Annotated in this window: 23 protein-coding genes and 1 pseudogene; 17 read left to right on the top strand and 7 right to left on the bottom strand. The window is 63.9% G+C overall.

Translation table 11 applies throughout. The annotated features are described in order from the left end of the window. Positions 1-230: 230 nt before the first annotated feature. Positions 231-752: a GNAT family N-acetyltransferase gene (locus CKY51_RS12310; RefSeq protein WP_022972854.1), complete on the top strand. Its 522-nt coding sequence runs from the start codon at positions 231-233 to the stop codon at positions 750-752. 29 nt (positions 753-781) lie between these two features. Here CKY51_RS12310 and CKY51_RS12305 read toward each other — a convergent pair whose 3' ends face one another. Beyond that, positions 782-1,696: a lauroyl acyltransferase gene (locus tag CKY51_RS12305; protein ID WP_022972855.1), complete on the bottom strand. Its 915-nt coding sequence runs from the start codon at positions 1,694-1,696 to the stop codon at positions 782-784. Between the two features lie 102 nt (positions 1,697-1,798). On the opposite strand from CKY51_RS12305, the gene dtd reads away from it, so the two are divergent. The 8 genes and pseudogenes from dtd (at position 1,799) to CKY51_RS12270 (ending at position 8,956) form a co-directional block, all read left to right on the top strand. Beyond that, positions 1,799-2,239, top strand: a complete 441-nt coding sequence (gene dtd, locus CKY51_RS12300; protein WP_022972856.1) for a D-aminoacyl-tRNA deacylase — start codon at positions 1,799-1,801, stop codon at positions 2,237-2,239. A gap of 107 nt (positions 2,240-2,346) precedes the next feature. Continuing rightward, complete coding sequence (rpoD, locus tag CKY51_RS12295; RefSeq protein WP_152249299.1) at positions 2,347-4,221, top strand: RNA polymerase sigma factor RpoD; 1,875 nt, start codon at positions 2,347-2,349, stop codon at positions 4,219-4,221. 221 nt (positions 4,222-4,442) lie between these two features. Beyond that, positions 4,443-4,688 (top strand): DUF6566 family protein, encoded by a 246-nt coding sequence (locus CKY51_RS12290; RefSeq protein ID WP_081641408.1) that lies wholly within the window; start codon positions 4,443-4,445, stop codon positions 4,686-4,688. A 182-nt stretch (positions 4,689-4,870) separates the two neighbouring features. After that, a complete protein-coding gene (locus CKY51_RS22720) occupies positions 4,871-5,104 on the top strand; it encodes a hypothetical protein (RefSeq protein ID WP_022972858.1) in 234 nt (77 codons plus the stop codon). Continuing rightward, positions 5,101-5,196, top strand: a pseudogene (locus CKY51_RS22715) (CPBP family intramembrane glutamic endopeptidase); the annotation flags it as partial. The gene CKY51_RS22720 and the pseudogene CKY51_RS22715, both read left to right, overlap by 4 nt. Positions 5,197-5,377: 181 nt before the next feature. Beyond that, positions 5,378-6,112, top strand: a complete 735-nt coding sequence (locus CKY51_RS12280) for a hypothetical protein (RefSeq protein WP_031340035.1) — start codon at positions 5,378-5,380, stop codon at positions 6,110-6,112. 635 nt (positions 6,113-6,747) lie between these two features. Next, entirely contained in the window at positions 6,748-8,007 is a 1,260-nt protein-coding gene (locus CKY51_RS12275; RefSeq protein WP_152249298.1) for a lipase family protein, read from the top strand. Positions 8,008-8,410: 403 nt separating this feature from the next. Beyond that, complete coding sequence (locus tag CKY51_RS12270; RefSeq protein WP_022972233.1) at positions 8,411-8,956, top strand: hypothetical protein; 546 nt, start codon at positions 8,411-8,413, stop codon at positions 8,954-8,956. Positions 8,957-9,020: 64 nt separating this feature from the next. On the opposite strand, the gene CKY51_RS12265 is transcribed toward CKY51_RS12270, so the two are convergent. The 4 genes from CKY51_RS12265 to CKY51_RS12250 form a co-directional block, all read right to left on the bottom strand. Beyond that, positions 9,021-9,524, bottom strand: a complete 504-nt coding sequence (locus CKY51_RS12265; protein ID WP_022972234.1) for a DoxX family protein — start codon at positions 9,522-9,524, stop codon at positions 9,021-9,023. A 109-nt stretch (positions 9,525-9,633) separates the two neighbouring features. Next, a complete protein-coding gene (locus tag CKY51_RS12260; RefSeq protein WP_022972235.1) occupies positions 9,634-10,125 on the bottom strand; it encodes a DUF1097 domain-containing protein in 492 nt (163 codons plus the stop codon). Then, on the bottom strand, positions 10,115-10,327 hold the full coding sequence (locus CKY51_RS12255) for a hypothetical protein (RefSeq protein ID WP_152249297.1): 213 nt from the start codon (positions 10,325-10,327) through the stop codon (positions 10,115-10,117). The genes CKY51_RS12260 and CKY51_RS12255 overlap by 11 nt, the downstream gene beginning before the upstream one ends. Before the next feature lie 135 nt (positions 10,328-10,462). Further along, a complete protein-coding gene (locus tag CKY51_RS12250; RefSeq protein WP_238319485.1) occupies positions 10,463-10,765 on the bottom strand; it encodes an SDR family oxidoreductase in 303 nt (100 codons plus the stop codon). A 149-nt stretch (positions 10,766-10,914) separates the two neighbouring features. Here CKY51_RS12250 and CKY51_RS12245 point away from each other — a divergent pair, with 149 nt between their 5' ends. Further along, entirely contained in the window at positions 10,915-11,823 is a 909-nt protein-coding gene (locus CKY51_RS12245; RefSeq protein WP_022972238.1) for a LysR family transcriptional regulator, read from the top strand. Positions 11,824-12,037: 214 nt separating this feature from the next. On the opposite strand, the gene CKY51_RS12240 is transcribed toward CKY51_RS12245, so the two are convergent. Beyond that, on the bottom strand, positions 12,038-12,988 hold the full coding sequence (locus CKY51_RS12240) for an AraC family transcriptional regulator (RefSeq protein ID WP_022972239.1): 951 nt from the start codon (positions 12,986-12,988) through the stop codon (positions 12,038-12,040). Positions 12,989-13,084: 96 nt separating this feature from the next. Between CKY51_RS12240 and CKY51_RS12235 the strand changes: the two genes are divergently transcribed. The 3 genes from CKY51_RS12235 (at position 13,085) to CKY51_RS12225 (ending at position 15,556) form a co-directional block, all read left to right on the top strand. Further along, positions 13,085-13,834, top strand: coding sequence for an SDR family oxidoreductase (locus CKY51_RS12235; RefSeq protein ID WP_022972240.1), 750 nt, complete (start codon positions 13,085-13,087; stop codon positions 13,832-13,834). A gap of 520 nt (positions 13,835-14,354) precedes the next feature. Then, a complete protein-coding gene (locus tag CKY51_RS12230) occupies positions 14,355-14,879 on the top strand; it encodes an RNA polymerase sigma factor (protein WP_022972242.1) in 525 nt (174 codons plus the stop codon). 20 nt (positions 14,880-14,899) lie between these two features. Continuing rightward, entirely contained in the window at positions 14,900-15,556 is a 657-nt protein-coding gene (locus CKY51_RS12225; RefSeq protein WP_031339709.1) for a hypothetical protein, read from the top strand. A 43-nt stretch (positions 15,557-15,599) separates the two neighbouring features. Here the strand turns inward: CKY51_RS12225 and CKY51_RS22465 are convergent, their stop codons facing one another. Continuing rightward, entirely contained in the window at positions 15,600-15,758 is a 159-nt protein-coding gene (locus CKY51_RS22465) for a hypothetical protein (protein ID WP_170292319.1), read from the bottom strand. Between the two features lie 496 nt (positions 15,759-16,254). Here CKY51_RS22465 and CKY51_RS12220 point away from each other — a divergent pair, with 496 nt between their 5' ends. From CKY51_RS12220 to CKY51_RS22460, 4 genes are all read left to right on the top strand, one after another. Beyond that, the gene (locus CKY51_RS12220; protein ID WP_022972244.1) at positions 16,255-19,353 is read left to right on the top strand and encodes a TonB-dependent receptor; all 3,099 of its coding nucleotides are present in this window, start codon (positions 16,255-16,257) and stop codon (positions 19,351-19,353) included. A gap of 19 nt (positions 19,354-19,372) precedes the next feature. After that, the gene (locus CKY51_RS22710) at positions 19,373-19,570 is read left to right on the top strand and encodes a hypothetical protein (RefSeq protein WP_022972245.1); all 198 of its coding nucleotides are present in this window, start codon (positions 19,373-19,375) and stop codon (positions 19,568-19,570) included. Between the two features lie 634 nt (positions 19,571-20,204). Next, positions 20,205-20,903 carry a hypothetical protein gene (locus tag CKY51_RS12210; protein ID WP_170292318.1) on the top strand — a complete coding sequence of 233 codons (699 nt, stop codon included), beginning with the start codon at positions 20,205-20,207 and terminating at the stop codon, positions 20,901-20,903. After that, positions 20,900-21,547 carry a hypothetical protein gene (locus CKY51_RS22460; RefSeq protein ID WP_155758287.1) on the top strand — a complete coding sequence of 216 codons (648 nt, stop codon included), beginning with the start codon at positions 20,900-20,902 and terminating at the stop codon, positions 21,545-21,547. The genes CKY51_RS12210 and CKY51_RS22460 overlap by 4 nt, the downstream gene beginning before the upstream one ends. Positions 21,548-22,217: the final 670 nt, after the last annotated feature.

Raw genomic sequence — 22,217 nt, 5'->3', positions numbered from 1 at the left:
ATGGGGACTGCCACGACCGCTTCAAGGCGGACCCGGCCGGCGCGTCCGGGGCCGCGCAGCCATTGTCGCGTGCCGCACGTCGGGGCGTCGCCTCGGGTCGCTGGAACGCTGCGTCCACGGCCGCGCGCATGAGTGGGCAGGCAAGCCCAGTTAGGTTGCATCGCCACGTGCGTTGTCGCCGCTGCGGCAATGCTTTCTAATCCGGCATCCTTTCTCGCGGCCCGCGCTCCATGGTCATCGTCGATTGCAGCCACGCGCGCCACGCCGGCGCGATCCTGGACATCTTCAACGATGCCATCGTGCATTCGACGGCGCTGTACGACTATCGGCCGCGCCCTTTGGAGAGCATGCAGGGCTGGTTCGCCAGCAAACAGGCCGGCAACTTCCCGGTGATCGGGGTCGAAGATACCGATGGCCGCCTGATGGGCTTCGCCAGCTACGGCACGTTCCGCGCCTGGCCGGCGTTCAAGTACAGCGTCGAGCATTCGATCTACGTGCACCGCGACCACCGCGGCAAGGGCCTGGGTCGGTTGCTGTTGCAGCAACTGATCGAGGTGGCGCAGGCGCGCGGCGTGCATGTGCTGGTGGGCGGCATCGATGCCAGCAACCAGGCCAGCATCGCGCTGCACGAGCAGTTCGGCTTCGTCCATGCCGGCACCGTGCGCGAGGCCGGCTTCAAGTTCGGGCGTTGGCTCGACCTGGCGTTCTACCAACGCATCCTCGCCACGCCCAGCGATCCGCACGACGACTGATCCGCACAAGCGTCGGCCGCGACCGGCGGCTAGTGCGGATGCCGCTCGGTGGCGTAGGGGTTGGCCTCGCCACTGCCCGGCGGGCGTAGCGTGTAGCGCTTGTAGGTCCATTGGTACTGGCTCGGGTCGCGGCGGGCGATGCGCTCGATGCCGGCATTGAGCGCGGTGGCTGCCTCGACCGGGTCGGCCGAGGCCACCGCCGGTGCGGCCGGTTCCACCTGCAGCGCGAACTGCAGGTCCTCGCCGGTGCGCTCGCACCAGCCGTACAGCACGGTGGCGCCGGTGCGCTCGGCCAGGCGGTTGACCAGGGTCATGGTCAGCGCCGGGACACCGAAGAACGGCGCGAACACGCCATCGCCCATCTTGGGTTGCTGATCCGGCAGGATGCCGACCGCGCCGCCCTCCTTGAGCACCTTGAACAATTGCCGCACCGCCGGCCCCTCGGCACGGACCTGGCGGACGTTGTCGGCCCCACGCGCCAGCTGCAGGAAGCCATCCACCGCCTCCGACGCGGGCGGGCGGTAGACGATCGCGATCGGCCCGCGCTCGGACAGCCACTGGTTCAGCAGCTCCCAGTTGCCGAAATGCGGCGCGGCCACGATCACCCCGCGCCCGGACGCCAGCGCGGCGTCGTACAGCGCCTGGCCGTTGCGCTGCAGTCGCGCCAGGTTCTCGCCAGCCGGCCGGGTCCAGGTGCGGATCACCTCCAGGGTCTGGCGGGCGGTCGAGCGCAGGATGCGCGCATGTAGCCGGGCGCGCTCGGCAGCGTCCAGCGCGGGGTAGGCCAATTCGAGATTGCGGCGCGCCACCCGGCTCTCGCGGGCATCCAGGGTGCGCCAGCCCCAGGCCAGCAGATCGGCGGCGCGCTTGAGCACGGGCCAGGGGACGCGGCCCACGGTGGCGGCGACGGCATACAGCAGACGGGCACGGACATTGACGGTCATCGCGTCGATTCTAAACAGCGCGCCCCCCCGAAAGGCCCGTGGGTGACAGCGCGGCGGCGGCTGGGCATGCTGCCCGGCACCCCTCTCTGCTCGGGAAGCCGCATGCTTGCGCTGATCCAACGTGTCACCCGCGCCGCCGTCACTGTCGAGGGGGAGGTCGTGGGGCAGATCGGCCACGGCCTGCTGGCGCTGGTCGGGGTCGAGCCGGGCGATCGCGATGCGCAGATCCGCCGGCTGGCCGAGCGGCTGTTGGGCTACCGGGTGTTCGCCGATGCAGACGGCAAAATGAATCGCTCACTCTCCGACACCGGCGGCGGTTTGCTGCTGGTCAGCCAATTCACCCTTGCCGCGGACACCCGCAGCGGCACTCGCCCCGGCTTCAGCACCGCCGCGCCACCGCAGGAGGCTGAACGCGCGTTCAATCAATTGGTGACGATCTGCCGCGAAAAACATGCCGGCGGGGTGGAAACGGGGCGGTTTGGCGCCCATATGGTTGTCGACCTGGTCAACGACGGCCCGGTGACCTTCCTCCTCAGACCCTAGCCAGCCGTTCTCCACCAGCTGTCCGTCTTGATTCCGGCAGACCGGGCTTCACGCTGGTATAATGCTAGGTTCTCTTCTCAATCTCTAAGCCGGTGGCGCGAGCACTCATGGCCAACGAACGTCCTGCCCAGCAATCCGACATCAAGCAACTGATCAGCAAGGGCCTGGAACAGGGCTATCTGACCTACGCCGAAGTCAATGACCACCTGCCCGACGACCTGGTCGATCCGGAGCAGATCGAAGACATCATCGGCATGATCAACGGCATGGGCATCGATGTCCATGAAGTGGCGCCCGATGCCGAAACCCTGTTGCTCAACGATGGCAACACCGGCAACCGCGAAGTCGACGACACCGCGGCCGAAGAAGCCGCCGCAGCGCTGACCGCGCTGGATACCGAGGGTGGCCGCACCACCGACCCGGTGCGCATGTACATGCGCGAAATGGGCACCGTCGAGCTGCTGACCCGCGAAGGCGAAATCGCCATCGCCAAGCGCATCGAAGAAGGCCTGGGCCAGGTCCAGGCCGCGCTGGGCATCTTCCCGCTGTCCACCGAAATGCTGCTGGCCGACTATGAAGCGCACAAGGACGGCAAGAAGCGTCTGGCCGAGATCGTGGTCGGCTTCAACGACCTGATCGAAGAGGCTGATGCGGCGGCTGCCGCGCTGGCCGAGGCCGGCGAGACCGCCGCCGTGGACGGCGACGACGTCGATGACGACGAAGACGGCGACGACGAGGCCAGCAGCGAAGAGGATGCCGGCCCGACCGGCCCGGACCCGGTCGAAGTGGCGACCCGCATGGAGAACCTGGCCAACGAGTACGCCAAGTTCAAGAAGGCCTACGTCAAGTACGGCGCCGAGCACAAGAACGTGGTCAAGGCGCGCGAGGACATGGCCGCCATCTTCACCACGCTCAAGCTGCCGCTGCCGCTGACCGATGCACTGGTCACCCAGCTGCGCGAAGTCGTCAACGGCATCAAGGATCACGAGCGCAAGGTGCTGCACCTGGCGACCACCATTGCACGCATGCCGCGCAAGGACTTCATCCGCTCCTGGGAAGGCAACCAGACCAACCTGGAGTGGGTGGAAGACGCGCTCAAGCGCAAGCAGAAGTGGTCCTCGGCCCTGCGTGACGTCAAGGACCAGATCATCGCCGAGCAGCAGGCCTCCATCGAGATGGAGAAGACCAGCTACCTGACCCTGGCCGAGATCAAGGAAATCAGCCGGGCGATGGCCTATGGCGAAGCCAAGGCGCGCAAGGCCAAGAAGGAAATGGTCGAGGCCAACCTGCGCCTGGTGATCTCCATCGCCAAGAAGTACACCAACCGCGGCCTGCAGTTCCTCGACCTGATCCAGGAAGGCAACATCGGCCTGATGAAGGCCGTGGACAAGTTCGAGTACCGCCGCGGCTACAAGTTCTCGACCTACGCCACCTGGTGGATTCGCCAGGCGATCACCCGTTCGATCGCCGACCAGGCGCGCACCATCCGTATTCCGGTGCACATGATCGAGACGATCAACAAGTTGAACCGCATTTCCCGCCAGATGCTCCAGCAGTTCGGCCGCGAGGCCACGCCGGAGGAGCTGGCCAAGGAAATGGACATGCCCGAGGACAAGATCCGCAAGGTGATGAAGATCGCCAAGGAGCCGATCTCGATGGAAACCCCGATCGGCGACGACGAGGATTCGCATCTGGGCGACTTCATCGAGGACACCAACGTGGAGTCCCCGATCGACAACACCACCAACATCAACCTCTCCGAGACCGTGCGCGACGTGCTGGCCGGCCTCACCCCGAGGGAGGCCAAGGTGTTGCGTATGCGTTTCGGTATCGACATGAACACCGATCACACGCTGGAAGAAGTCGGCAAGCAGTTCGACGTCACCCGCGAGCGCATTCGCCAGATAGAGGCCAAGGCGCTGCGCAAGCTGCGTCATCCGAGCCGTTCGGAGCAACTGCGCTCGTTCCTGGACATCGACTGATCCGCTCGACCGAGCGCCTCGGCAAGTGTGTTCTCCAACAGCCCCGCATTGCGGGGCTGTTGCGTTTGGCAAGCCGTAATGGCGGCATGGCGACGACGTTCACAGAATCGCGACGAACCCCCACTTTTTCGCAACATTAATCCTTCGTTTCTGTCTGGATCACGCGATATTCCACCGCCGCTGCCTACCGTGCGGACGAACCGTTGCAGACAGGCACCTCCATGAGCAGACAAGGGCGCTTCGAGACCGCGATCTATCGCGATAGCGAAATCCGCGTGCGTGCCGAACAGGCCGACGTCGGCGCGCACTGGCATGTCTGGGTCGATGTGTACGTCAACGGCAAGACCCGCTTGCCGCGTGTCGCAGTGCCGGGGCCTGGCTGGGAGACGTGCCAGGAGGCGATCAGCCAGGGGTTCCGGGCGGGCAGGCAACTGGTCGATACGCGGACGACGCGGGTGCTGGCCTGAGCGAAGCAGGGAGCGCGAAAGCGTCATCCGATGACACGCGCTGCGCGCGTGCCCATCCGCATCTTCCGTGAGACCGGCGCCTTTGGACCCCTAGCGGCACAGCCGATGGACATATCCAACGCGCTGCTTGAAGAACGCATGGCCCCCGGCTATCGCCTGCTAGGGCGTTTGGGGAGCAACCATTGAAAGATCTCTCGCAGCGGCGATGTGCGTGCTGGCGTTCCACCTATCCGCTGACGCTGTTGAACGGACGTGTGGGCGGCGATCCGAATCCGACCGATGCGCTGCTCGCCGGCCAGCTGTCGATCGCGTCGGTGCTGGCAATCTCGCTGATCAATCCAATCTTCGAGGAAGTGTTCGTCTGCGGCTATGTCTACGGCGCTGGAGCCGCCGCCATGGCCGGGCGTTCGCAGTGAATGTGGGCGTGGCGATCGGCACCTCGTATCACCTGGACCAGGGCCCGATAGCTGCCATCAGCATCCTGGTGGTCGGCCTGATCCTGCGCTGGTGGCTGGCCAAACGCGGGCGGCTGTGGCCGGCGATCCTGGCACACGGCGCGCTGGATCTGCCGGGGTTGATGATCTACACCGGACGCGCAGGAAACACGCCATGCGGCATACACACGGCACTCGCCTGGCATCGGCGCGATGTCGCACACTTGCCGCTCTGCTCGAAGACAGGACGAGGCGATGGCACGGCGATATGGATGGAGCGGGATACTGGTGTGGCTGCTGGCCTTCGGCGCAGCGGCGGCCGGGCCGACGCCTGGCGAGTACAGCACCAAACAAGGCTGGGGCAGCCTGCAGGTCCGCGACAAGGGCGCGGCGCGCCACTTCGACATCCTCACCGTGGGTGCCAACGGCCACACCTGTTCGCTGTCGGGCACCCTGCACGGCGACAAGGCGGACGTCAGCGATGTGGGCGAGACACCCTGCAAGCTAGCGTTCAAGCCAGTGGCGGGCGGCTTCAACATTGCCGCGCTGACCCAGGACAGCTGCCGCGACTACTGCGGCATGCGCGCGGATTTCGAAGGCGACTATCTGCAGTTGCCGCCCGGCTGCACCTCCGCGGCCAGCAGTCGACGACGCGAGGCGTACTTGCGGGACTATCGTGGCAAGCACTATGCCGAGGCGCTGGCTGGCATGCAGTCATTCGCGGGCGAATGCGGCGACTTCCTCAACTGGCTCGATCGCGACCGCTTCGCCAACGACCGTGCCATCGCCTTGTTGCGTCTCAACCGTCCGCAGGAATGCCTGGCGGCACTGGACAGCACCATGGCCGGTCGCAGTCACGACGAAGCCTCGTTCCAGGCAGCGCTGGAACAGCAGAGCACGATGCTTCCGCCCAGCGACTGGGAGGCCTACCTGCCCATCGCCAAGTCCACCTGGTTCAACCGCAAGCTCTGCGAGGCGGCCAAGCGCTGAGCGTGAGATGCCTGGGTCGCTGAGCGCAGGGATGCGCCCGCAGACGACAGGGTGATTGCACCCTCGGTCGTGCCTGGGCTCACGGCCGTCGTCGCCTATGCGTATAACTCAGTGAGTCAAATCATTGGATTCGTTTCCCGCCCATTCGTTGCGCGCCATGCGGCGTATCTGTGCGGATGGACGGGGAAGGTACAAGCCTGGAACGTGCTGCCGATTCGCGAGGAAAGAGAGGAACGGCAGAAGAGCGGGCTGGAATTCGGAGTTTCCGCAGGACAGACCGTAACTGGCCGAAGACATCATTCCGCAGAACGTCAAAGGCCCGATCCGAGTTTTGAGTTGGAAAAGCGCTCTGTCTTGGCAATCACGCGCCTTTGACGAAATAGAAGAAACTAAGCATTGGCAGCAACGATTATCCAAGCGTTGCGATGTTCATCGTCGGATAGCGAACGTGTCCGTCAAACACGTGCCGATGCTTTTATTTTATTTGTGTTTAATTGCCTTGAAAAACACCACGATTGAGGCAATACGGCGAATAAACATACGAATGAACTGCCTTATAAATCCGCATGTCTGCATAGTAGCTTCGCCAGCCACCGCCCCCGGTCATAGGGGGTTTCAACCGCGAGGATGTTTGAATGGCTAAGCTACAAAACCGTCTGCTACTGAGTGCGCTGTCCGTGATGATTGCCGGAGCACTGGCGCCCATGGCCGCATCGGCATCTCCGGCGCGCGGCACTGTGCTCAAGAGTGCGGTCCTGGCCAACTATAGCAGCGATGCGATCGCCGCCGTGCTGGCCAATGGCCAGACCAACGACAAGGCCAAGTGCGATGTGCGCGTTGCCGAGTTTACCTATGCCACGATCGGCGTCGATGGCGAGCCGGCCACCGCGTCTGCAGCGCTGCTGATCCCCGGCGGCAACCAGTGCACCGGTCCTTTCCCGCTGGTGAGCTACGACCAGGGCACCGAGACCAAGCGCTCCGCCGAACAGGCCAAGGAAATTGTCGCTGACAAGGGCGACGACACCATGGTGACCCATCTCGCCACCCAGGGTTACGTGGTCGTCAGTACCGATTACCTGGGCATCGGCCAGTCCAATTATGCGTTCCATCCGTATCTGCACGCGGGTTCGGAAGCTAGCGCTACCATCGATGCGATGCGCGCCGCACGCCAGGTGCTGCAGAAGTTCAACACGCCGCTGTCGGGCAAGGTCATGCTGACCGGCTTCTCGCAGGGCGGCCATGCGGCAATGGCCACGCAGCGCGAGATCGAAGCGCACTTGTCGAACGAGTTCAACCTGGTTGCCAGCGCGCCCATTTCCGGCCCGTATGCACTCAGCCAGACCTTCATCGACAGCTGGAGCGGCAGCAACGCGGTGGGCGAGAGCACCTTCGGTATCCTGCTGGCCAGCTACGCCATCATCGGCATGCAACACACCTATCACAACCTGTACAGCAGCCCGTCGCAAGTGTTCCAGGATCCGTGGGCCAACAAGGTCGAGTCGCTGTTCCCCGGCAAGTACGAAGAGATCGACCTGTTCAGCAGCGGTGTGCTGCCAGGTGTCGACAAGATCCGTAGCTATTTCCAGCCCAGCTTCTACAACGATTTCGCCAGGAACACCGATAGCCCGTTCCTGCGTGACTTGAACCGCAACAACCTGCTCAACTGGGCACCGCGTACCCCGACCCTGCTATGTGGCTCGGACAACGACGCGACCGTGCCGTTGAAGAACGCCAAGACCGCCATCGCCGCGTTCAAGGCGCACGGCAGCAACCAGGTGTCGGTGCTGGACCTGGGCTCCGGCGATCCGAAGGACAATAGCGCGCTCGAGCATCTGGTGACCGAAGACGAATGCGCCATCGCCGTGCGCAAGGGCTTCTTCGATAACTACCGCTGAGCCAGCGGCGACGATCGCAAGGGCGTCGCGCCCTTGCGATCTTCCGCGCGTCACCGCTGCCGTGCCTGATCGGTGCGGCAGCTTCTGAATTTCTGCGAACGTCGTCCAACGGCCGGCGGCGTTGCCCAGCCATGACGCGCACTGCAGGCGCGCTGTGGGCCACTCGCCGGATGGGACCAGCGATCGCTGGATCAGCAGGCCGACAGCGCCGGCACCCGCGGTAGCGTCTGGTTCGCTTGAACGCCGCTGATCTGCGTCATCTGCCGCGGTCATGAACGCGCCGCCGGCCCGCCCAAGTGATTGCAGCGGCGCAGGTTCGAGCGTCAGCATCGGCCTCGGCAGGCTGCGCAAGCTTCAGACCCAGCGCATGCGATAGTTCGATCACGCGAACAAGGAACGCGCGATGCTCTACCTGCTGCTGGGCTTGGTTGTCGTCGAGGGCGTCCTGCTGATCGCCTGGAGCCGTCCCTATTTCAACTGGGGCCTGCCGATATTTACAAGGCGCATTGCGGTCACCCGCGATGCGCTGGCCTGTTTTTCGCTGGCGCAGGTGGAAAATGCCGTCGAGCGATCGCGCTGGCCGGACCTGCGGTTCCATCGCGTGTCCGAACAGGTCTATGCCTTCCGCGAAACCTTTCTGTTCGTCGGCGGCGTCTATCCGATGATCATGCGCGGGCGCATCGCGATCGACCGTCGGCAACGCGAAATCATCATTACCGGTTTCTGCAACTGGACTGTTGTGTACATGGTGGTTGGCATCCTGGTTCCGGCGGCCGTCATCAGGCCAGGCGCCACGCTGATGTTCGCGGCTCTTCTGGGCGGGGCCTATCTGCTGCAACGCCACCGTTTCATCAGTGTCGACACCGCCGTGCACCTGCTCCTGCAGACCAACACCACCCCGCTGATTCCGCGACAGCCTGACGCCTCCAGGCGTGCTTCTGTTGACTGACAGCTGCATGGCCCTGTTTGATCATCGGCTGCGCCGCACTGGCAAGCGATCGAATCGCCGGGTATCACAACGCACGCCAGATCAAACGATCCAACGACCAGCGTCCTCCACCGTGGGCGGCGATGTACGCGGCTAGGAACAGCATCAGGACCGGATACTCGATGCCGCGATCGATCCACGGCCAGGTCGGTCCCAGCGCATAGCTGATGCCGAGCATCTCCACCGCCACGGCGAGCGCGATCAGGCGTGTGCCCACGCCGGCGGCAAGCAGCACGCCGCCGATGGTTTCCAACAGCGTGACCAGCATCGCCAGCAACGGGGCGGCCGGTAGCTGCATGACGTTCTCGATCAGGTGGATCGATCCAGCCATCGGATCCGCCATCGACCCATGCGAGGTACCTAGCAGTTTAGGCAAGCCGTGGGTCACCAACACGGCGCCGAACATCACCCGCAACGCCGCATAGCTGATGGGCGTGGCCGGCGCGGACAGGCGGCTCACTGCCTGACGTACCGATGTCAGGCGGTGTGAGCGGGCGGTCTGTGTATCGATCTGGCGGGTGTGGGTCATCGCGAGTGCTCCGTCAGTGGCAAGTGAGGAATTGGATCGCCGTCGCGGCAGCGCGTGGCTTACTGAGTGACGTGGACGGGCCAAATCAGCGGCATGAAGCGCTTCCAGGTCAGGCGTCGGCACGACGCCGCAGACGGTGCTGCAAGCCATGGGCGAGGAGGGCGGCGATCGTGCCCACGGCAGCGGCCAATGCCAACTGCGCGAACGACGGCAACGTGGGCGGCAGGTGCGAGGCGAAGTACGCGACCAAGCCGAGAAAGAAGCCGAGCAGATTGTCGAACACCGGAACCTTCGCCAGCGAGAGTGCGATCACGGTGATGGCGAACACCACGGCACTGATCGCATAGGCACCCAGGTGCGGGCCCAGCGCAGTCAACGCATGCGCCGCGCCGATGCCCAATCCCAGCCCGATCAACACGCAGGCCAGATTGATGGCGCCCTGGCGCAGGGTCAAGCCGCGGGTGAAGAACGCGATCCAGCCGACGAACATCGCCCACACCGGCACCTCCAGCGCCAAGGCGCTGAGCGTGGCGGCCGAAGAGGCCACCGCCGACTCGCCGAGCACGATCTTCAGTTGCGTGCTGATTGCATTACGCGCCATGGGCCACCGCCTGCCGCCCGCGGGCGGTGTTGTCGCGCTGCATGAGCATGGCCTTCAGGCCGATGCATGGCAGGGACTCGCCATCAATGGGATCGGAAATCGCCGTCGCCACGCCGCGTGCATGGTCTGACGAATCGGCGTGGGCGCAGAACGAACACTGGCCAAAGGGCGCGCCCACCATGAAAAGAATGCGTTGGCACATGGATGTTTCCTCTTGTATGGCGTTGCGGAGTGGCGGTTCAGGCGAAGCCGCCGTTGACGCGAAGCACCTGCGAGTGACCCAGGCACCGTCCGGCCCGGCGAGGAAGGCGACGGCTGCAGTCGGGAAAGTTCTTGGTCAGCACGCTGAGGACAGCGCGATGAAGCGTCCGTCGTCACCCAGATGGCTCGCGGCCTGCGCCATCAGCAGGAAGATGCTGCGCAGGTTGGTCGCGATCGTACGTTCGAACTCGGCCCGGGTGCCGTCGGCGATCGGCACCACCGGCATCACGCCGGCGTTGTGGATCACCGCATCGAGGCGGCCGAATGCCGTGATCGTGCGGCCGAACAACTCGGCGACGTTGTCGCGATTGCCGACACCGCCGCGCACTGCTTCCGCGGTACCGCCCGCTGCGCACCGCTGACGGCCGACGCATCTCATCTCAACGTGCATAACCCGTTCTAACGGGGAGGGTGGACATACGCTGGCTCCTCGAAAGCGTCGGCTGGAGCCCAGTGTCAGGAGTGGTGCGGAACGAATAAATACTCGGAGGTTGGCAAGACAATTCAATCTCGATCAATAATCGAACAATGGACCGCCTCGACGCCCTGCGCTTGTTCACCCGCATTGTCGAGCTTGGCAGCTTCAGCCGTGCCGCCGATGCGCTGGAACTGCCCCGGGCAACCGCCACCCATGCCATCCAGCAACTGGAAGCGCGATTGGGCGTGCGCCTGCTCGACCGGACCACGCGCCAAGTGCGTCCAACCCTGGATGGACAGGCGTTCTACCAGCGCTGCGTGCAGGTGCTCGGCGATCTCGACGATGCCGAGGCCTCGTTGCAGCATGTGGCCTCCAACCCGAGCGGGACATTGCGCGTTGATCTGCACGGCACCCATGCCACCCGCATCGTGCTGCCGCGCATCGACGCGTTTCGCAGTCGCTATCCGAGCATCGATTTCGTCATCAGCAGCGGCGATCGTCTGGTCGACCTCGTGCGGGACGGCATCGATTGCGTGGTCCGCGCCGGCAATCCCCCGGATTCCTCGCTGGTGGCGCGGCGATTGGCGGTGATGCCCGAGGTGATCTGCGCCAGTCCCGACTACCTGGCCGAGTTCGGCATTCCACACCATCCGGACGCGTTGTCTTCCCACCAGGCGGTCGGCTTCTTCGCCAGCGACCGCAGCATCAACTACCCGTTCGAACTGATCGTCGACGGACAGGCGCGCGAATACGAACTCGGCAGCTGGATGTCCGTCAGCGACGCGGAGAACTACGTCATCTGCGCGCTACGCGGCTGCGGCCTGATCCAATTGCCACGCTTCCATGTGGAGAGCGAGTTGCGCGATGGCCGTCTGGTCGAGGTGTTGGGCGATTGGCAGAGCACGGGATTGCCGGTCTCGGCGATGTATCCGCAACATCGCCAGCTGTCGCCGCGCGTGAGGGTCTTCGTCGACTGGTTGACGTCGGTGTACCAGGAGGCGTTCGGCAAGACAGCGTAATCGCCATCGTGCGTCACGCGTTGTATGTTGGTCCCGCGCAATGACGGACACCTGCTGCCCGATCCGATCGCGGCGCTGGCCTGGTTGGGCGAGTCGCCATCGCATGCCCAGCGCTCCGCGCACCGGTTCGAACGCGTGACCGCGAACGTATCGCGCAGCTCGCATTGCATCCACCGAGGGCGCGCGCGCAGGAACAGTCAGCCGCGGCGAGGGCCTACTCCATGTCACCGACCTGCATCGAGAGCGGCGCGTCGCCGCGCGCCGCACCGCGGCGACGGGCGCGTGCGTACTGTGTGGGCGGCTGTCCGACGTGGCGGGCGAAGGCAACGCTGAAGGTGCTCGCGGAGCTGTAGCCGACGCGCTCGGCGATATCGGCGATGCCGAACTCACTGCGGCCCAGCAGGTCCTTGGCCAGGGCCATGCGCCAGGCGAGCAGGTATTCCATCGGCGCCATGCCGACTGTGCGTCCGAAGCGTTCGAAGAACGCCGAACGCGACAAGGCCGCTTCCTTTGCCAAGGCGGCTACCGTCCATGCGCGCGTGGGCTGCGCGTGCAGCGCGCGGATCGCCGTTGCCAGGCGCGCATCGGCCAGCCCGCGTGCCAGGCCCGGCGACGCCGCCGTGCCGGCGGCCGAGCGCAGCGCTTCGATCAGCAGCACTTCCAGCAGGCGCGCGAGCACCACCTCGCGGGCGGGCCGCGCCTCGCGCGTCTCCTCGCTGACCAACTGCACCAGCGTGGCGAGCCGCTGCTCGCCGTGCACACAGACCCGTTGCGGCAGCAACGAGACCAGCAGCGCCGCATCCGGCGAGCCGAAGCTGCAGTGGCCGGCCAGGATGCGCACGTCGGTCGGGCCTTGCTGCACACCGATCCGGAACACGCCGTTGCCCAGTGCGGTCGGCAGGCTCTCGGCCACGCCGTCGTGCGGCGCAAGGCTGGACATCGTGACGCTGTACGCCGCAGGCACCAGCACGAAATCACCCGTTTGCAGCAGGGTCGGCGCGCCACCGTCCAGCGTCATGGAGCATCCGCCTTCCAGCACCGCGCAATAGAAGGGCTGCCCGGCGTCGGACCGCCGGATGCGCCAGGAACCGGCACCTACCACATGCTTGGAGAACCGGGCGGTGGGCTGCAGCAGTGTCACCACCTCGGCAAGAGGATCCACCATCGCTGGACGCTCGCAAACGAATCAAGGACGCTGGATCGTAGCAAGTACGGAGGCGGCTATCTATCGTGGCGACTCGTCCACGCGCAAGGAATTCCCTTGAAGACCGTTCTGATCACCGGCTGTTCCTCCGGCTTCGGCCTGGAAACCGCACGCTACTTCCTCGCCCGCGATTGGCGGGTGCTTGCCACCATGCGCACCCCGCGCGAGGACCTGCTGCCGCCGTCGCCACAGCTGCGTGTGCTGCCGTTGGACGTCACCGATGCCCAGAGCATCCGCGCAGCCATCGCCGCGGCCGGCCCGATCGACGTGCTGGTCAACAACGCCGGCTTTGGTGCGCCCGCGCCGCTCGAATTGATGGACATGGACACGCTGCGTGCCCTGTTCGACACCAATACCTTCGGCACCATGGCGATGACGCAGGCGGTGTTGCCGCAGATGCGCGCGCGCGGCGCCGGCATCGTGGTGAACGTCACCTCCAGCGTCACCTACAAGCCGTTGCCGCTGGTCGGCGTCTACCGTGCGGCCAAGGCGGCGGTGAATGCCTTCAGCGAATCGCTGGCAAGCGAAGTCGAACCGTTCGGCGTGCGTGTGCGCATCGTGCTGCCGGGCTCCTCGGGCGAGACCCGCTTTCGCGACACCGCCCGCACCCGCCTGCGCGGCATGGACGATGCCGTCTACGGCGACTTCATGCGCCACACCATCGCGCGGATGGCCGCATCCACCGGCCCCGGGACGCGTCTGCAGGACGTCGCCGAAGCCGTCTGGCGCGCGGCGACCGATGCGTCGGCACCGCTGTATCTCCCGGCCGGAGCGGATGCGCTGCAGTGGGCGGCGGAGGCGGGCTGAGCCGATGATCGCCGCGTGCGAGTCGCACGACGGACCTGCCGCCTTCGCTGCTGTAGGGAACCTAGGGTGGTGTCGCCGAGGTGCGGCCGGCGTCGGCGACGCATTCACCGGCAAGGTGCCGTTGGTCACCGTGACGCTGCGTGCCAATGCCAGCCTGCCTACCGATGCCGCACGGTGTCGGTCTACGACCAAATCAACGGGGCAGGGAACCTCTAGCCGTCGTTTCCTTTCGTAGCCGGCGCCTTCCAGTGCCATCATGGCGACCGCTCCCACGCATTGACCATGGGAGCCCCCGTGGGCTCGACATCAGAAACGTTGCATTGTCATGTAGTGACGTTACTGCAACGATCGTTTGCAAATACATGACCTATCCGGTGCCCGGCCACCTCCTGGAGCATGGCGACACCGAGGGCCATGCAGCCGGCATTCGCCTGGACGTTCCTGCTGGCGCGGATGTGAGATTCCGCGCGCCGGTGCGAATCATGGGCTTGAGGGGCGCGTAGACCTCGCCAAGGACCCAATGGATATCATCGCCGCCACCATGACCATACCCGACGCCCGGAACACCTTCGACATGCTGCTGCAGCGGCATTCCGGCATCGTCTTCAAAGTCGCCAATAGCTATGCAGGCGGTGGCGACGACCGCGCCGACCTTGCGCAGGAGATCGCCGCGCAGCTATGGCATGCGTACCCAAATTACGACCCGACGCGCAGCTTCAGCACCTGGATGTACCGGATTGCGCTGAACGTGGCGATCAGCCACTTGCGCCATCTGCAGCTACGGCGTCGCCACGACGCGGTGTCGCTGGACCATGCCCTGCACGATCTGGCCGACGGCAACGCCGCCGATCCCGAACAGCAACAACGCCTGCGCCTGCTGCAAGGATTCATCGCCCGCCAGCCGGCGCTGGATCGCGCCTTGCTGCTGCTCTATCTCGAGGAGCGACCACAACGCGAGATCGCCGAGATCCTCGGCATCACCGAAAGCAATGTCTCCACCAAGATCGGACGCCTGAAACAGCGCATCCGCGACGAATTCCGCTAAGACGCGACAGGGAGACCATGATGGAACTCGACGACTTCAAATCCGCCTGGCAATCGCTGGACCGCCGACTGCAACTGGACACGATGTTGCAGCTGCACGCACTGCGCGAGCGCAAGCTCGACAAGACGCGCGGCAGCCTGCGCCCGCTGTTCTGGGGTCAGGTGGTGCAGATCCTGTTCGGTCTTGCCTTCATCCTGCTCGCATCGCTGCTGTGGATGAGCCATCCGGCGCACGCTTCGTCCATCGTTGCCGGCGTGCTGGTGCAGGCGTATGGCGTAGTGACGATCGTCGCCGCGGGCTTGGTATTGGGACAGATCGGCAACATCGACTACTCGCAGCCGGTGCTCGGCATCCAGAAGCAGTTGCTGCGCGCACGCACGCTGTACATCGGCAGCGGCATGGTCGCCGGCCTGCCGTGGTGGTTCCTGTGGGTCGCGATCTTGCAAGCCCTGGCTGGCCTGGGCGATGTCGATCTGCTGGCCAAGGCGCCGGCACTGGTGTGGAGCGGCTACGGCATCGGCATCGCGGGCCTGCTGGCGACCGGGTGGTTCCATCGCTGGGCACGCCGCCCGCAACGCGCCGAGCTCGGCAAGACGATGGACGCTTCCTTGAGCGGCGGCAGCCTGCGCAAGGCGCTGGCGCAACTGGACGAACTCCAGCGCTTCGAGCGCGACTGAGCGCGCGCGTCCCGTCGGCCGGCAACGCCGGCCCTTCAAACGCTCAGCGTGCCGCACCACAGGCAGCGGCCCGCGGCGCGGCACCGCGGCTACCGAAGAACGGGGCTTCCCTGCAAAGCCCTTTCTCCCACACACCCGTAAACGCCTGCACGGTTCGGGTGCCATGCATCGCATCGCCCTGCTGTTCGGTGCGGTCGTGCATGCCGGCATGTCCTGGCGACCCGGCGCGGAGTCGTTCTGCCGCACCCAAGATGCTTCGCCTAGCCACATCGCCGGGCTGGAAACGCTATTGCACGTCGCCGAGCCTGGTGCCTACAGCGCAGGCCGTGTGCGTTTGGACACGGGCGGACATGTTTCGTTGGCCACGATCGAACTGCTGCAACCAGCAACGCGGCAACCCGTGCCGCAAGCCCGCAGCAATGCAGCCTGTACGCGTTGTTGCGAGCGCTGCAGACAACACCCCATGGACGCGACCTGTTGCGCGGCAGCATGCGTTGCGAGGTGTGCTGTGCTAGTTAAGCTTGCCGATGCATTAGAACGATCTAAATTCGAAGTTTGCAGGACAGAGGGGGAACCAACACCGGCTCGCCGCAATGGCGCCGGAAGCTCTTCATAGCGACGCAAAGGCTGCTCGATCGTTGGATCGCGCTGCGGTCGCGCTCGCGTCGCCGATCAATCTTTAGGAGAGGATGATTGAAATGAACTGCATGCCATTCGGACGCAACCGTAGCCGACTATCCGCCGGTATCGCCGTCGCCTTGCTCGCCAGCGCCGCTTCCACCGCCGCGGCCCAGCAGGCCGACGGCACGCCGGCGCCCACGGGCCAGGCCCAGGTGCAGGCCACGGACCTGGACGCGGTGACGGTCACCGGCTACCGCTACGCGATCGAGAAGAGCCTGGAGCAGAAGCGCAACGCCAACGCCGTGGTCGATGTGATCACCGCCGAGGACGTCGGCAAGTTCCCCGACAAGAACGTGGCCGATGCGCTGCAGCGCGTGCCCGGCGTGGTCATCAGCCGCGACGGCGGCGAAGGCAAGAACGTCAGCGTGCGCGGCCTGTCCTCGGAGCTGGTGCTGACCGAATTGAACGGCAACTACATCGCCACCGCCGAGTCCAACGGCGACCCGACGCGCTCGTTCAACTACACGCTGCTGCCATCCAATCTGCTCGGCAGCGCCGAGCTGTACAAGACCCCGGAAGCGCGCATCGACGAAGGCGGCATCGGCGGCACGGTGATCCTGCACACGCGGCGCCCGCTCGAGCTGGAGCCCAATTCGGGCTTCGTCTCCGCCGAGGGTGTGTGGTCCGATACCAGCAAGAAGACCGATGGCCAGTTCTCCGGCTCGTACTCGTGGCACGACCAGGACGACCGCTTCGGCGTGTTCGTCGGCTACACGCAGCAGAAGCGCACCGCGCGCACGTTGAACTCCAGTACCGAGAGCTGGCAGTGGTACGGCCGCGACGAAGGCGGCCCGGCGGTCGACGTCAACGGCAATCCCTCGGACTTCAACGCCAACTGGTGGGGTGGCACCGGCTTCTGGGACCAGAACGGCAGGTACTACACCCGCTTCATGATGCCGACCGCGGTCAGCCTGGACGTCAAGCAAGAGGAGCGCGAGCGCAAGGGCGGGCAACTGACCTTGCAGTTCAAGCCGACCGACGACCTGACCCTGACCGCGAACTATTTCCGCTTCGACCTGTCGCAGGACTCGCAGACCAATACCATCAAGATTCCCGAGTGGAACATCGCGCGCTATTACGGCGATGGCAACTGGCGCGGCGGCCGCCTGCTCGATGGGTTGCAGCTCGATCCCAGTGGCACCATCGTCACCGGCGCCGCCTACAGCCTGCATCCGGGCAAGACCTACTACTGCAGCGAGGCCCAGGCCGCCGCGGCCGGCCTGCCGCCGGGCGGCTGGGGCTCGGACGACTGCACGGTGCCGACGCCGCAGATCACCGGCAGCTACAACATCGAGAAATCGCAGTCGCAGACGGTGGACGTGGGCGGCGAATGGCGCGGCGAGCAGGTGGACGTGGCGTTCAAGGCCGGCCGCACCTGGGCCAAGGGCGGGCCGGAGCTGCAGTTCTCCCTGCCGATCAAGCCGCGTCGCCAGAATGCCGACGGCAGCTGGAGCAACGGCAACTTCGCCAGCGCCTGGGACCTGACCGGCACGCCGACCATGACCTTCTCGCCGGAGCTGATGCAGAACCTGCGCGACGGCATCCTGCAGGTCGATCTGGGCTCGACCGGCTCGTCCTGGACCCGCAACACCAACCAGCAGCAGTACGCGCAGATCGACACCACCTGGCATATCGACGGCGACTTCTTCGACTCGCTGCAGTTCGGCCTCAAGCGTCGCGATGGCGGCATCCACCGCAATACCGGCAACAACTACTGGGTGTGCCCGGGCACCGACCCGAGCGACTACGACAACCGCTACTGGAACGGGCGCTGCAATGCCATCGCCACCCAGTTCTCGCCGGATCTGCTGTCGTCAGTGGGTAACCTGGCCGGCGGCGTCAATGCCAGCGCATTCCCGGCGATCAACTTCCCGGGCTACATCGGCTACTTGAACCAAACCTACGGCGCGATGCAGACCCGCAGCGAAGACAACTTCGTTTACAACGTCGACGAGAAGATCTATTCCACCTACCTGCAACTCAACTTCCACGCCGAGCGGCTGCGGGGCAACGTTGGCGTGCGGGTGGCGCGCACCGGCCAGCATGCCGACTCCACCGACAAGGTGACCGCCTACAACGACTACTTCTTCGACGGCGCCGACGGCAATCCGCTGGCCTGCCAGCAGGGCGCCGCCATGCCCAGCGGCGCCCCGGCCGACACCTATTGCGGGACCGAAGGCTACTGGCGTTTGTCCGACAGCGTGCAACGCACCGAGTCGTTCGTGGTCAGCGGACTGGACCGCACCTACACCGACGTGTTGCCGAGTTTCAACCTGGCCTACGACCTGAGCGAGAACCTGCTGCTGCGCGCGGCAGCGTCGAAGGTGATCGCACGCCCCAGCTACAACGACATCGCCGCGCCCGGCAGCCTGGAGTACTACAGTCCCGAGTACGTGGCCGACCGACGCCTGACCGGCGGTGCCAGCGAGCAGGGCTGGTACGGCTCGGGCAGCAACAAGAACCTGGAGCCGTACAAGGCCACCCAGTTCGACCTGGGGCTGGAATGGTATTTCCAGCCCGGCTCGGTTGCCGGTGTGGGACTGTTCCGCAAGAACGTGGAGAACTTCGCGGTCGACGTGATCAGCGACGTCAACATGATGATCGACGGGCAACAGGTCACCGTGCAGAACTACAGCACCCAGGCCGGCGGCCAGGACGCGGTCTCGCAAGGTGTGGAGCTCTACGCGCAGCACACGCTGCCGTCCGGCCTCGGCGTGCAGTTCAACTACACCTACAACGATGCCAGCAAGGCGGCGGTCCGGCTGGAAGATGGCACCGAGGTCGGCAAGACCTCCATGCCGGGCAGCGCCAAGAACCAGACCAACCTCACCGTGTTCTACGAAACCGATCGCCTGCTGCTGCGCGCCTCGTACAACCGCCGCGGGGAACTCGTGCAAGGCCTGGTCAACGGGCTGAACGTCTACGAGGAGCCGTACTACCAGATCGATGTGAACGCGGCCTACAACATCACCCCCGCGCTCAGCCTCACCGCCTCGGTGCTGAACCTGACCAAGCAGGAGTCGCGCCAGCACCTGGGCGACGACACCCGCGCCCGCTTCTACACCGGCGGCTACGCGGGCCGGCTGGCGTACTTGGGGCTGACTTACAAGTTCTAGGTTCCGGTGGATCGCGCCCATGCTTGCCGCATGGCGGACGGTATGGGCGCGATGGTTGGGCGACGGCCGGGTTGCGGTGGAAGTGAACCTGGAACCGTTATTTGCGGAAGGGCCGGAAGGCAGTTACCTGTGCAGCGTCTTCTTCGTCGCCGCGATCGCGTGGATCCAGTGGCGAACGACGCGCGGAGCTCAGAACTTCTCGCAGACCAGCAGATAACGCCACTGCCCGGGCGGCATCGCCCCGTCCGGGCCCTTGCCGATCGGATGCTGGTTCGCGCCGTACCGGCGACGACCACGCAATGGAGCGTCTGCTAGCGCTCGGTGGGCCGATCGACGCTCCGCTACGGGGCTTGTCGGTAGGGTAGGGGAACTGCTATCCAATATTAGAATTAGGGATGTTTATCGGGGGTAGGGCAGCTCCCGACCCTAAGCGGTCACTCAAAAGAACGGGCTCAGATTCACTCAAGGAAGTCGACCTGACCCTCAGGTTTCAGAACTATGGCACCCAGGCCGGCGGCCAGGACGCGGTCTCGCAGGGTGTGGAGCTCTACGCGCAGCACACGTTGCCATTTGGTCTCGGTGTGCAGTTCGACTACACCTACAACGATACCTTCTTCAATCGAACTGAACTGGTTGGCGATGCTGCGCTTGACTCAGAGCTCGCTGAAAGAAGTGAACCTGGAACCGTTATTTCGCGATGCCTAACTTGCATGCTGACCGTACTCAGGTGATCTTTACAAGCATCATCGCGAAAACGAGGCTAACAGATGGACCTGCTTCAGGCGGCTATACAGCAGTCGCTAGGAGACATGCGTGTAGCCGGACGAGCGCCGGCTGGAGGAGTGCCTGCGATGGCTAGCGAGGTCATGTCGATTGTCGAGCAAGCACGGGACGTGCTTTCTAACTACGGGGGCGGCAAACGCACTGACCGTCGCATTGTCGTTCTTGCTCTCTCAGTAGCGGTGCTCGATATCGGTTGGGCGATATGCCATCTGTTGAAAACTGAGCCGGAGCGCACGCACATAGTCACGTTGACACTTTGGCGTTCGTTTCTAGAAATGTGGCTGCGGGCTATCTTTTTTGCCTTGGAAGCTTCCGATGAGGAAGTGTCAGAATTTCGATTCGCCGATAAAGTTCCGCAGCGAGCAACGCTTGATGGCAAAAAAAAGATCAATATCTCAATACGGATCATGGCCCGTCTAGTCGGCCCTCTTCTAGTTCCAGACGATCGGGGGATACTAGATGTGATTGCCGATGAGGTCGATGAGTGGCATGGCTTTGTGCATGGAGGTGCGTCACTCGTGGATGCACTCGACAGCGGCACGGAAATCAAATCCCGCGTTAATAAGCACGCGATCACTCTCAATCTACATCGTATATCCGCGAACACAATTCTATTGGTATGTGCAGGCCTACAACATAGCCAAGACCTTTATCCAATCGACGAGATGAAGATAGCTGTTGAAAGATTGGCTGATTCCGTCAAGCTACTTCAGCGTAGATGGACGCGACCCTACTCAGGCGAACCCTCTGGACTGACGACACCATGAGCGAACCAATACTTGTCGGTGTTCTAGCCGCAGCAGCGGCACTGGCGGTCGGTGTAATCGCGGCAGCAGCCTCCCTTGTGGGTTCGTTGCTTGGAGCGGGAATACCAACCACACTTACATGGTGGTTTCATCGGCAGCAACGAGATGCAGACATAGGATATTTGGCGGTAACTGTTGGTGCAGTATTCGATCAGTATATTGGCGGATGTATTGATGTTATGTACGACGAGGGTATGGAGGTTCCGAGCGGAGAGATAGAGCCAAGGACCTCTTCTCCTCGATTGGACCTTGGATCGCTAGATGTGAATTGGCGTTCTATACCTGCCACACTTCTCGAGCGAATCTTCGCCATTCCGAATGCTCAACTTTTAGTCCAGGATCGACTTGCGTGGGAAGCAGAGTTCAACTCTTACCCAATATTGGTAAGGCAAATCGAATATGGAGCTCTCGCCGAAAAAGCGCTCGATGTCGTCACTGCACTACGTGCACAAGCAGATCTACCTGCGAGTCCTGAAGGTAGACTTGATTACGCTGGAATTATTAAAGAAAAAATGCCAAAAATTTTGAAAAAACAGCAAGAAATTGAGCAGCGGCAATGGACGCCGATATTTCAGCAGAGTAGCGCCGCCCCGGAGGGCGGCTAGGTAGACCTTATAGACTGGGAAAATGCGAGTACTGATGACGTCAGCATAGTGTTCGGTCATTTCAGCACCAGTGCAGCAATAGCCCTCTAATTCTGCGGCGACCATGATGGTGCCAGGGGTAACGTGGTCAGACTCACTTTTTCTGGCATTAGTGTTGGCAGGTAGTACTAGTCGAACATTTTTCGCCAGGCAACAAGTTTGCTTGCAAGCTATTAGGGAAACTCTGAACAACTCCCCCGATCCGGCGGCAATCGCACAGGCGCAACGGGGCGACGACGATGCCGTGATGGGGTCAGGTGCACTTATCAGGCGACGGCGCTCGGCTCGCGTGGCCCGTATGGAACTACCCCAGCGGCGCACACAGCCGCGCGAGACCCGCCAGCGTGTATTGACACGCCAGACCGTGTACTTGCAATCTAGGCCCAAGGAGCGTCGAAACTCCTCTAAGAGCGGTACCCACCTCCGTCAAACCGGTGGGTTTTTTGTGCCTGCATCCTGCAGGTACAAGCCGACGCAATGCCTGTGTCGGGAGGGCGGCTAATACAACACCCGCAAGGGGAATACGCCCGCCGGCTCTTAGCGGTTTCGAACCTCCCGACATCCCGTCGCCGTTGGCGGCGGTTCTTGGGTTGTTCCAGGAGGGCGTTGCCATGTCTACCGCACCATCCAT

Source organism: Xanthomonas maliensis, from assembly GCF_009192945.1.
GTDB lineage: Bacteria > Pseudomonadota > Gammaproteobacteria > Xanthomonadales > Xanthomonadaceae > Xanthomonas > Xanthomonas maliensis.
This window is presented reverse-complemented; position numbering and strand designations above follow the sequence as displayed.